Here is a 10694-nt window from a genome sequence, read left to right as displayed (position 1 = left end):
AGCCGCCGTTGCTTTTCATATTGTTTTTTTCTTTAATTTAGACAATCTGAAAAAGCATCGGCTACGTTTAGTCTAAATTGAACTTTTCGTCCAATTTAGCCCGCACTTCGCCAATACTTTTTCCGTTGCCCGCAACACGTTGAGTAAGATCAACACTAAATTTGAGTAACTTCTACTCTACTTTTTCAAGTTAATTTGTGAGCAAAATTATATTTGATTTTTGGATGTTTTATGTTTTGACAATTCCAACGAGTTTGATTCCAATTAACCGTGATTAACCAACTGAATATTTATGAGTTTTTGCAATTCGCGTGAATAGAATTTTGAAACGAAATATATGATTTCTTCTAACTTGACGTGCTTTTGATTACTTACAACCTTTGATTACTAAAATTTAAACACGTTTATGAGTAACCTAAAAAACCGCAAATTCGTACTGCGGGCAACATTGTATTGGCAAAAGCGGGTCTGAATGTCTGAATTTGCAATTCTTCCATTCTTCCCCGCCTCATGCTTTTCTATTTCAACTTTTTTTTGTATTTTAGTTTCATAGAAAAAGCATCGGCTACTTTCGAGCCTAAAATTGAACTAAAGTTCACTTTTTGTCCCGCCATCGCCAATACTTTTTCGTTAGCAGAAAGTTTTACCAATATTGTGTTTAAATCCAATTCATTGAAAAGTAAATTATTTATATTAATATTTTTTATCAAATTTTCATTTGCTTTTTCACAAGAAAAAAATCTTGTTGACCATTTTATTAATGACGTTATCGAACAAAATAAAGAATATTTATCAATGAAACTAAATCCATTAAGTTTTATTCCTGAATTAAACAATGATTTAAAAAATGATGAAAATTACAAATACACAATGAAAGAAGTTAAAGACAAAAATTTCTCTAAATATTTTGAAAAAGTAAAATTCACCAATCAATTAAATTGGAAAACATATAAAATACCAAAGTTTAAAATTGACTCAAAAAATTATACAATTCAAATTTCAACACCAATATTCATTAATAAAAATAGAGAAGCATTAATTCAAGTGAAAACAGATTATTATGATTGGATTAATGTTTACAAATTGAAAAAAAACAACAAATGGGAATTTTCCTACGGATTTGGAAACAAAAAATTACCAAAAAATAAGTAAAAAACCTTCTGCTAACATAGGTTTTGCAAAATGCGGGGTTTAAGTCTAAGTTGAACTATTTTAGATATTTATCCGCAAATTGGCTTTTCATCTTGATTTTTTTATTAATTTAACAATCTGAAAAAGCCATTTGCTACGTTTGTAAATCCTTGAACTAAAGTTCTTCGAATTCCCGCACTTCGCAAAGCCTTTTTCCGTTGTACGCAATATTTCCCAAACAAACCGCACAAAATGAAGCTTATTTATTTTCTATTTTTTTTGATTTTTTCAACTCAATTAATAGCTCAAAAACTTAATGGGAAAATTATTGATTCACTAATTAAGAGACATAACACTCCTGAATTCGAATTAAAGCTAACAAATCAATCAAATAATAAAATATACTTCCAAAAAACTAATCAAAATCAAGAATTTGAATTTAAAGAGTTAGAAAAAGGAATATACAAACTGCAAATTTTAAATGAAGAATATAAAGAAAACATATTCAAAATTGATTTAAATAAAAACATAAATGAAATTTTTTATGTTGAAAAATTCTGTCAATACAGAGCGAATAAAAGCAAAGTTTGTCCTAATTGTAAATCTGAAAATGATGTTATTCCAATTTTCTACGGACTTACAACTGGAAGATTCATGAAAAAAAATAAGAAAAAATATCATTTTGCAGGATGCGAAATTTCAAATTGTGATCCAAAATGGTATTGCAAAAAAGATAAACTTGAATTTTAAAAATACTGCGTACAACATTGGTTTTGCAAAATGCGGGGTTTAAGTCTAAGTTGATATATTTTAGATATTTATCCGCAAATTGGCTTTTCATATTGCTTTTTTTACTAATTTAACAATCTGAAAAAGCCATTTGCTTCGTTTCTGAATTCTTGAACTTTTCGTTCTTCGAATTCCCGCACTTCGCAAAGCCTTTTTCGTTAGCCACAATTATACCAAAACGACGTGAATAAACTAAATCCCTACAAATTAATAATATTTTCATTTATGATCTTTTCAAATTTATTTTCGTGTCAGAATAATGAAAAAACTCCTGAAGATAAATTTTGGAAATGGTTTTTAAGCAAAGAAAAATACATTTTTGATAATGCTGACAATTTAAAAGTGAGGGAAACTATTTATGACGATATAAGTTCAGAACTTCAAAAAATTGATGAAAACATAGTTTTTGAACTTGCTCCAATTCAGAAAAATGGAACTCGTGAATTTTCAATTTCCGCAGATGGAATAGAGAAAAGTTTTCCAGCCGTTGAATTATTAATTTCAAAAAAGCCAAAAATAAAAAATTGGAATTTTACTGCATTCAGACAGAGAATTGAAAGCGATGATTTGGAAATTCAGTATGGTAATTACAAAATCGGTTACGATGATTTGTTTTTTAGATATTTAATCGAAGAAAATCAATTAGGTATAGAATTGAATATTAGAAATTATGATGAAACTGCTGAAATGCAAAATGCTATATACATTCTCTTAGATAGTTTATTAGGTGAATATGATGTTACAAAACGAATTGATTGGATCGATTGGAAAAAATTGGACGAGAATAATATTGAAAACTTATCAGAAATAATTGAATTAAGAGAGCTGATTGATTCAAGAAAAAAATAATAACTGCGGCTAACATAGGTTTTGCAAAATGCGGGGTTTAAGTCTAAGTTGAAATATTTTAGATATTTATCTGCAAATTGGCTTTTCATATTGCTTTTTTTATTAACTTAACAATCTGAAAAAGCCATTTGCTACGTTTTGGAATTCTTGAACTTTTAGTCCTTCGAATTCCCGCACTTCGCAAAGCCTTTTTCCGTTAGCGGAAATATTACCTAAAATCCGTTCATACAATTTCTACTTTAAATTTTCGTAAATTTGTATAGCGATAATTTCAACATTCAGTCAAAATGAAAGATTTAACTAACTCAAGTATTGAGAGAAAAAATATACTTAATAATAATCAAGCTATTGAAGAAATATATAAAAATCTTGGCTTTTATGGATTGATGTTTGAAAACAAGTATCGTTTCACTAAGAATCAAGTTGCTAAATATTTTGATGTAGACACAAGAACTATAGATAGAATATTAGAAAATAATAAAGAAGAACTCATAAATAGTGGATATGAAGTTTACAATGGCATTAAATTAAAACAATTTAAAGACCACATTTTATCTTTTTTAGAAAAGGAAGATGGTAACGACATCGATGTCGTTACCATAAAACAAATATATGAAAATGAAATAGATAGCTTAAGTAAAACATCTATTCTTGGCACTTTTACATATAAAGCATTTTTAAATATAGGGATGCTTTTGACAGATTCAGAAAATGCACAAAGACTCAGATCTGTAATATTAGATATTGTTATCGATTTTCTTAATAAGAAGATTGGAGGAAAAACAAAATTTATAAATCAAAGAGAAGAAGAATTTATTCCAAGTGCAATTAGAGAATACAATTATAGACAGGAATTTACAAATTGCTTAGATCACTATATTGCGGAGAATAAGTTTAAATATGCACAATTAACTGATAAGATTTACAAAAGTATTTTTATTGAAAACGCAAAAGAATATAGACAAATACTAAACCTAAATTCAAAAGAAAGTGTCAGAAGTACATTGTATTCGGAAGTGCTTGACTTAATTGCTTCATATGAAAATGGGTTCTCAGATTTTTTAAAAAGGGAATTTAAAAAATTAAACAGAAAGTTAACTTTATCAGAAGCACATCTTCTATTCAATGAATATGACGGATTAATGAATTCAACTTTACTACCGTTAAAAGAAAAAGCTAGAAGTTTAATGGCTTCTAGGGATCTAGTTTTTCGAGATGCTCTTCACGAAAAACTAAGAGAATATATTTCAGAAGTAAGTGCTGAAGATTTTGAAAAATTTCTAGGAGAGAACAGCAAATCTTTAGAACAAAGATTAGAAGAGAATAAAGATGTATTCATAAGACTGAAAGATAGATAATTATGAATATTATTAAAATTCCAACAGAATATGCTATAAAAGTTCACGATAAAATTATTGAAATTTCAGGTGGACAACCAGGAATTAAAAACTTTGGGAATTTAGATAGCCCACTAAATCATTTAGATAACGATGATTATTATCCAGCTTTCGAGGACAAACTTACTCATCTAGTTTTTTCTGTCAATAAGTTTCATGCATTTAATGACGGCAATAAAAGAACATCGATTGCTATAGGTGCATATTTTTTACAACTTAATGGATTAGAATATTGTATAGATAAGTTTATTATTGAAATGGAAAACATTGCAGTTTTGGTAGCAGACAATATTATTGATAAAGAATTTTTAAAAGAAATAATATTTTCGATTCTAAATGAAGAAGACTACAATGAAGAAATTAAAATAAAATTATTTAACGGATTATCTAGTATAGTGAAACAAGATAGTTTAGGAATTGATTTCTACAAATTCTATTAAAATAATACTTCCGCTAACATCGTATTGGCGAAATGGCGGGTTAAGGGAGAAATTGAAAGTTTCTCCTTTTTTTGTCGCAACAGCCTTTTATATTTCCTTTTTTCATAAATTTAGAAAATAATAAAAGGCTGTTGCTTAGCTTAGTGCAAGATTGAAAGTTTAGGCTTTCTAATCCGCCACTATCGCCAATACGCGGCCCGTTACCTGCAATTTTATACAAAAAGTACCACAAAAATGAATTTTATCAAATTAAACACGATTTTTTTGATTTTATATTCAACTATTTTATATTCTCAACAAAAAAAGAAAAGTATGAAAAACGACATTCCAAATAGTGTAGAAATAATTGATAGTCATTTAGATGAATTTTTTGACGAGAATTCGGATATTGTAGTTTTTGACGAAATAAAATCAGAAACAATCCACAGAGATATTTTTTTTATAAAAGCGACCGAAGAAAGACCTTATCACATTTTGTTGAGTTGTGGCATGAGTGCTTTACCAATGAACATTCCGAAAGACGTAAATTCATCTAAATATATTGAAATTATGTTTTTGCTACCGAAAGAGTGGAATTTAAATTATGAAGCATTTCATGATGAAAAAAATTATTGGCCAATTCGTATAATGAAAGAAATTATGATTTCACCTCACGAAAATAATAGTTGGTTTAGTTATGGTCATACTTTTCAATTTGATGACAAAGAGGAATTCGCTGAAGGAATTGGATTTAACTCAGTAATGTTAGCAAATTCTATGGAGCTTTCCGAAGAATTTACTACAATACCTCTTAAAAACAAAAAACAGATTGATATTTACACTTTAATTCCGCTTTATCCCGAAGAGTTGGAGTTTAAGAAAAATACAAATGCAAATGAACTACTAGAAAAATTTGATAAAAACAATATTGAGGAAATTGTAAAAATTGGAAGGAAAAATGTTTGCAAATAAAAAAACTGCAGGTAACATTGTATTGGCAAAATGCGGGATTTAAGGTTAAGTTGAACTCTTTTTCAAATTTATTCGCCGCTGCTTTTCATATTGTTTTTTTTCTTAAATTAGACAATCTGAAAAAGCATCGGCTTCGCTCAGTCTGAATTGAACTTTCAGTTAAATCCAGCCCGCACTTCGCCAATACTTTTTCGTTGTCTGCAATAAGTCAAAAATACTGCATAATTTTGTTAATTGAATTTTTGTACATATATTTGTACTAATTAAAATACGAATAATGTTAATTGCAAGTGTTTCAGATTTCAGAAAAGATATTAAATCATATTTAGATAGAGTTGCGAAAAACTTCGAAACTTTGATTATTAATCGTGGAAAAGATTCAGGTATTGTGGTAATGTCATTAGAAGAATATAATTCATTGATGGCAACAAATTATGAACTTTCTTCACGAAAAAACGAAATGCGTCTAGATTCAGCAATTGAAAAATTAAAAAGTGATAAATCATTTTCTAAAGATTTAATAGAAGAATAAGATGAAATATACTTTTGTTGATGAATCTTGGGAAGATTATTTATACTGGCAGAAAACTGACAAAAAGAAATTAAAAAGAATAAATGATTTGCTAAAAGATATTTCTAGAAATCCTTTTGATGGAATTGGAAAACCAGAACCTCTGAAACATAAATATTCTGGATTTTGGTCGCGAAGAATTGACGATGAGCATAGATTAATTTACAAATATCAAGAAAATGAAATTCTTATTGCTAAATGTAGATTTCATTACGATTAGAATTCTTACTGCAGACAACAGTGTATTGGCAAAATGCGGGGGAAAGTAACGAATTGAAAAGCAGAAAAATAATCCGCTCATGCTTTTCAATTCCACTTTTTTTCTTAATTTAGTGTACTTGAAAAAGCATTCGCTACGTTTGGTCGTTCTTGAACTTTTGGTTCTTCGAAAGCCCGCACTTCGCCAATACTTTTTCGTTAGCGGAAATTTTACACAACATCATGTCAAAGGGAAATATCAGAAATTTACTACGCCTTTTTTTCATTTTTCTAGTTTTAATTTTTGGAATAGTTTATACTTTCAATTATTGGTGGAATGATAAAATTGATTTGTCTCCAATAAATATTGCTGTTTCATTTTTTTCCTTTGGAATTTCAGCAATGTTAATTGCAGATTTCTTAACTAAACAATTAATTGCTCCTAAAAAGACAGGATATTCCTTTTTCATAATTGATGAAGACAAATTCAAAAAAATTATTGAGAATATCGGAAAAGAGAAATATCAAAATATTAAGCTAAAAAACAGTTTATTATTCATTTGTACTTTTATTATTGTTGTTTGTCTAAACTATTCATTTCTTAATTATTACGAAAAAAATCAATTGAAAAATCATGGAGTAATCAAGGAAGTAAAAATAGAAAACAAGTCAAAAAGTTTGAAAGGATTTGATATTACTACAATACACTTTGAAAATATTGAAAAAGAACTATATTTAAACAATTATAACGTTGGAGAATTTAGAAAAATAAAATATTCTAAGAACAATCCAAAAATTGTAAAATGGCTTGAAGAAAATTAAAAAAACTTCCGCTAACAGTGGTTTTGCAAAATGCGGGGATAAGTCAAAGCTGAAAATTTTGTCAAAATAATCCGCAAATTGGCTTTTCATATTGATTTTTTTATTAACTTAACAATCTGAAAAAGCCATTTGCTACGTTTGTGAATCCTTGAACTTTTGGTTCTTCGAATTCCCGCACTTCGCAAAGCCTTTTTCCGTTAGGCGATATTATAAAAACCAATGATAGATATTATACAGATAATTGAGATTGGAAAAAAAGATTTAATCTCTGAAAATAATTTGACCGACTTTTCAAGATCGGGAAATGAAATTTATTTTGATAAATGGAGATTATTAAGAGAAATCAAAAAACATACATTAAATGATTTCTTCTACCTTATTAAAGGATTACATATTATTGAAATATATTGCAGAGGTTTTGGAAGTCCTAGTTCTACATTTTTTTTATTAGAAAAATTAGCATTAGAAGATTTTGAGATGGCTAAACAATTAGAGGCTTGGATAATTAATACAGGTGGTAATTATTATATTCCAAGATATAAAATTTATTCTTTAGAAGAAAAAGAAGAGATTGATTTACAAAATTATAAATTAAAAAAACAGAAAGAACTGTCAAAATCTGAACAAAAAATAATTAAACAAGAAAAAATTAAAGGTTTCTTAAAAAAACAAAAAGAAAAGAATTCTGTATCACAAAAAGAAAGAAAAGAGTTATTTAATAGTTGTTTATTGCAAAATCTAAATTTAATATTGAATAATAAAAAATCAATATTTTATTTCTCAGAATATCTTATTTCAAACAGAAATGAAATAATAAATAATTCAGAAAATTTACAAATTTGGAATGAAATTTTGGATAATAATATCAATCGAAATGACAAGGCTTATTTGAATTTAATTAAAAAAATCAATAACATCGCCTAATATAGGTTTTGCAAAATGCGGGGTTAAGTCTTAAATTGAACTTCTCTCCCATTTAATCCGCAAATTGCTTTTCATATTGATTATTTTTTATAACTTAACAATCTGAAAAAGCATTTGCTTCGTTTCTGAATTCTTGAACTTTCGGTTCTTCGAATTCCCGCACTTCGCAAAGCCTTTTTCCGTTATGCGACATTTTACATAAAACACGTCTATGAAAGAAATTTTCAACATTTTTTTAATTATTCTCATTTTTATAGGATGCAAACAAACTGAGAATAAAAATACTGAGATTGATAATAAAAAAAATAAATTCGTTGAAAATAAATTTGTCCCAAAATATGGAAATTCATTTTTTAATTTTGATGTAATTGAATATTATCACACAAAAATTCCAGAAGATAAAGCTATGGATTTATTTGATTCACAAAATAAATCACAAATAGACAAATTAAAATTTGATATTATTATTGGCGAAAAACCTGAAAATTTAAATAACTTAAAGTTTATAACTTCACTAAGCGAAATAGGATTTACAAGATCTCAAATTCCTCAATCTAAATTTAAGGAAATTAATCAAATTTTCACCGAAAAAACAGTTTATGAAAATTATGCAGCAGCTTGTGTTGCAGTTTATCGTGATATTCTTGTCTTTAAAAAAAATAAGAAAATTATAGGATTTTGTAAAATATGTTTTGATTGCCGTTTATTCAGAATCATAGGAACAAATGCAAATACAGAAAACTTCGGTCAAGATGGAGATTTTGAGAAACTTTCCAACTTATTAAAAAATTAAAAAAAACGTCGCATAACATTGTATTGGCAAAATGCGGGGTGAAGTGCAAAATTGAAAAGCAGAAATATTATTCCGCTCATGCTTTTCAATTCTGCAATTTTTTGTAAGTTAGCAGAAGTGAAAAAGCATTCGCTACGTTTGTTCTTTCTTGAACTTTTAGTTCTTCGAAAGCCCGCACTTCGCCAATACTTTTTCCGTTACACGCAATAGATTAGCGCGTTTTCGGATAATAATTTCTCTTTTTTTAACATTGAAATTTTAGGTTTTATAAGAAAAAATTCAGTAGAAATATTGGGTTTAAAAAGTTCTTTAATTTTCTTGAAAACACTTTTCTCGACAAATAAATTTCGAGTTTTTTTCGCTTAAAATTTCGTAACGTTTTAAGCTTCTTCTACTCTTTTTTTTTATAATTGAAATTTTTCCCATTTGAAAAAAATCAGAAAATATCAACTTCAGAAACCAGAGTTGAAAGATTTGTCATTCTTTAAGATTATCATAAAAATAATTTCATTTCTTACGAATTTTCAATTTTACTTTGCGCAAAAACAATCGAGAAAAATTTCAGATAATTTAGTTTTAAATTTTGCTGGAAAAATGCAGTTTGAAAACTGGTTAAGTTTCGTTTTATTCATCTGATTTATTTGTGATTTAATTGCTCATAATTTTTTAGAACTATTTTTCAGCGTTGAAAAGTTCTCATTTTCTACTGCGCGTAACAGTGTATTGGCAAAATGCGGGATTTTGTAAACCTTGAAATTTCGTAAAAATATTCCGCCGAATGCTTTTCAATTCTGCGATTTTTTGTAAGTTAGCAGAAGTGAAAAAGCATCGGCTACGTTTCTGAATTCTTGAACTTTCAGTCCTTCGAATTCCCGCACTTCGCCAATACTTTTTCCGTTATCTGCAATACACCAAAATCACGTATGAAATTAAAATTCAAAGTTTTACAATTACTTTTTTCATTTTTCATTTTTACTTCTTGTGATGCTCAAGATTCAACAGTAGAAATATATGATCCAAAGACAAAATTTGAGACTTATTTACCTAAAGGATTCCATAAAATGGATGAGAATAGCACGAATAGAGCATTAGAGCTTGGTAAAAAAACCTTAGAAGATAGAACTAATCTTATTATTGAAATTGAAAATTTGAAACCAAATCTTTTTCAAAAAGATGTAAACAATTATTTCACAATAAATGTCAGAGAATATGATGAAAAAATAGATGGAAATTATAATGAAGCTGTTATAGAATATAATAAAACAATAAAGGAAACCTTCAGACAAGCCTTTGAAAATGCTGAAATCACAGATAAAACGTCAAAAATTAAAATTGACAATGTCGAATTTACTAAATATTTCCTATCAGTTATTATTCCAAACAAAGTTGATATGAAAGTAATAAATTATGCAACATTTAAAAATAAAAATGATTTAGCAATCTCGGTAATATATCTTGATAACGAAGTCGGTGAAGAAATAATTAATAGTATTGAAACAGCAAAATTCAAAAAATAGTACTGCAGATAACATAGGTTTTGCAAAATGCGGGGTTTAGTCTTGATTGAAATTTAGTCAAAATAATCCGCAACTGCTTTTCATATTGTTTTTTTTCTCTAAATTAGACAATCTGAAAAAGCATTTGCTTCGTTTGTGAATTCTTGAACTTTTGGTTCTTCGAATTCCCGCACTTCGCAAAGCCTTTTTCCGTTGTACGCAATTTTGCCAAACTGACCGCTTAAAAAATGACAATAATATTTGAATTTATAGTACAGGTTTTTGTTGAAATAATTTTCGAAGGAATTATTGTTGGTGGTTTCAAATTATTAA

Annotated in this window: 13 protein-coding genes; 12 read left to right on the top strand and 1 reads right to left on the bottom strand. The window is 27.7% G+C overall.

All coding sequences use genetic code 11. From position 1 onward, the window contains the following. Nucleotides 1-518 precede the first annotated feature (518 nt). Nucleotides 519-668, bottom strand: a complete 150-nt coding sequence (locus ACVFVN_RS14040; RefSeq protein WP_456235762.1) for a hypothetical protein — start codon at nucleotides 666-668, stop codon at nucleotides 519-521. Nucleotides 669-672: 4 nt separating this feature from the next. Here ACVFVN_RS14040 and ACVFVN_RS14035 point away from each other — a divergent pair, with 4 nt between their 5' ends. The 12 genes from ACVFVN_RS14035 (at nucleotide 673) to ACVFVN_RS13980 (ending at nucleotide 10382) form a co-directional block, all read left to right on the top strand. Continuing rightward, nucleotides 673-1152, top strand: a complete 480-nt coding sequence (locus ACVFVN_RS14035; protein ID WP_456235761.1) for a hypothetical protein — start codon at nucleotides 673-675, stop codon at nucleotides 1150-1152. A gap of 231 nt (nucleotides 1153-1383) precedes the next feature. Next, complete coding sequence (locus tag ACVFVN_RS14030) at nucleotides 1384-1881, top strand: hypothetical protein (protein ID WP_456235760.1); 498 nt, start codon at nucleotides 1384-1386, stop codon at nucleotides 1879-1881. A 222-nt stretch (nucleotides 1882-2103) separates the two neighbouring features. Next, nucleotides 2104-2769, top strand: coding sequence for a hypothetical protein (locus tag ACVFVN_RS14025; RefSeq protein ID WP_456235759.1), 666 nt, complete (start codon nucleotides 2104-2106; stop codon nucleotides 2767-2769). A 287-nt stretch (nucleotides 2770-3056) separates the two neighbouring features. Continuing rightward, nucleotides 3057-4127, top strand: a complete 1071-nt coding sequence (locus ACVFVN_RS14020) for a DNA-binding protein (RefSeq protein WP_456235758.1) — start codon at nucleotides 3057-3059, stop codon at nucleotides 4125-4127. A 2-nt stretch (nucleotides 4128-4129) separates the two neighbouring features. Next, nucleotides 4130-4606, top strand: coding sequence for a type II toxin-antitoxin system death-on-curing family toxin (locus tag ACVFVN_RS14015; RefSeq protein WP_456235757.1), 477 nt, complete (start codon nucleotides 4130-4132; stop codon nucleotides 4604-4606). 312 nt (nucleotides 4607-4918) lie between these two features. Continuing rightward, on the top strand, nucleotides 4919-5557 hold the full coding sequence (locus tag ACVFVN_RS14010) for a suppressor of fused domain protein (RefSeq protein ID WP_456235756.1): 639 nt from the start codon (nucleotides 4919-4921) through the stop codon (nucleotides 5555-5557). A gap of 277 nt (nucleotides 5558-5834) precedes the next feature. Then, nucleotides 5835-6089, top strand: coding sequence for a type II toxin-antitoxin system Phd/YefM family antitoxin (locus tag ACVFVN_RS14005; protein WP_456235755.1), 255 nt, complete (start codon nucleotides 5835-5837; stop codon nucleotides 6087-6089). Between the two features lies 1 nt (nucleotide 6090). Beyond that, nucleotides 6091-6348 carry a Txe/YoeB family addiction module toxin gene (locus tag ACVFVN_RS14000; protein ID WP_456235754.1) on the top strand — a complete coding sequence of 86 codons (258 nt, stop codon included), beginning with the start codon at nucleotides 6091-6093 and terminating at the stop codon, nucleotides 6346-6348. A gap of 221 nt (nucleotides 6349-6569) precedes the next feature. Further along, nucleotides 6570-7148: a hypothetical protein gene (locus tag ACVFVN_RS13995; protein WP_456235753.1), complete on the top strand. Its 579-nt coding sequence runs from the start codon at nucleotides 6570-6572 to the stop codon at nucleotides 7146-7148. A gap of 219 nt (nucleotides 7149-7367) precedes the next feature. After that, a complete protein-coding gene (locus ACVFVN_RS13990; protein ID WP_456235752.1) occupies nucleotides 7368-8072 on the top strand; it encodes a hypothetical protein in 705 nt (234 codons plus the stop codon). A 211-nt stretch (nucleotides 8073-8283) separates the two neighbouring features. Then, nucleotides 8284-8865 carry a hypothetical protein gene (locus ACVFVN_RS13985; RefSeq protein WP_165131250.1) on the top strand — a complete coding sequence of 194 codons (582 nt, stop codon included), beginning with the start codon at nucleotides 8284-8286 and terminating at the stop codon, nucleotides 8863-8865. A gap of 923 nt (nucleotides 8866-9788) precedes the next feature. Further along, a complete protein-coding gene (locus ACVFVN_RS13980) occupies nucleotides 9789-10382 on the top strand; it encodes a hypothetical protein (protein WP_456235751.1) in 594 nt (197 codons plus the stop codon). Nucleotides 10383-10694: the final 312 nt, after the last annotated feature.

This window comes from Soonwooa purpurea, from assembly GCF_053891095.1.
Note: the sequence above shows the minus strand (reverse complement) of the source record. Positions and strands in the feature narration are given on the sequence as shown.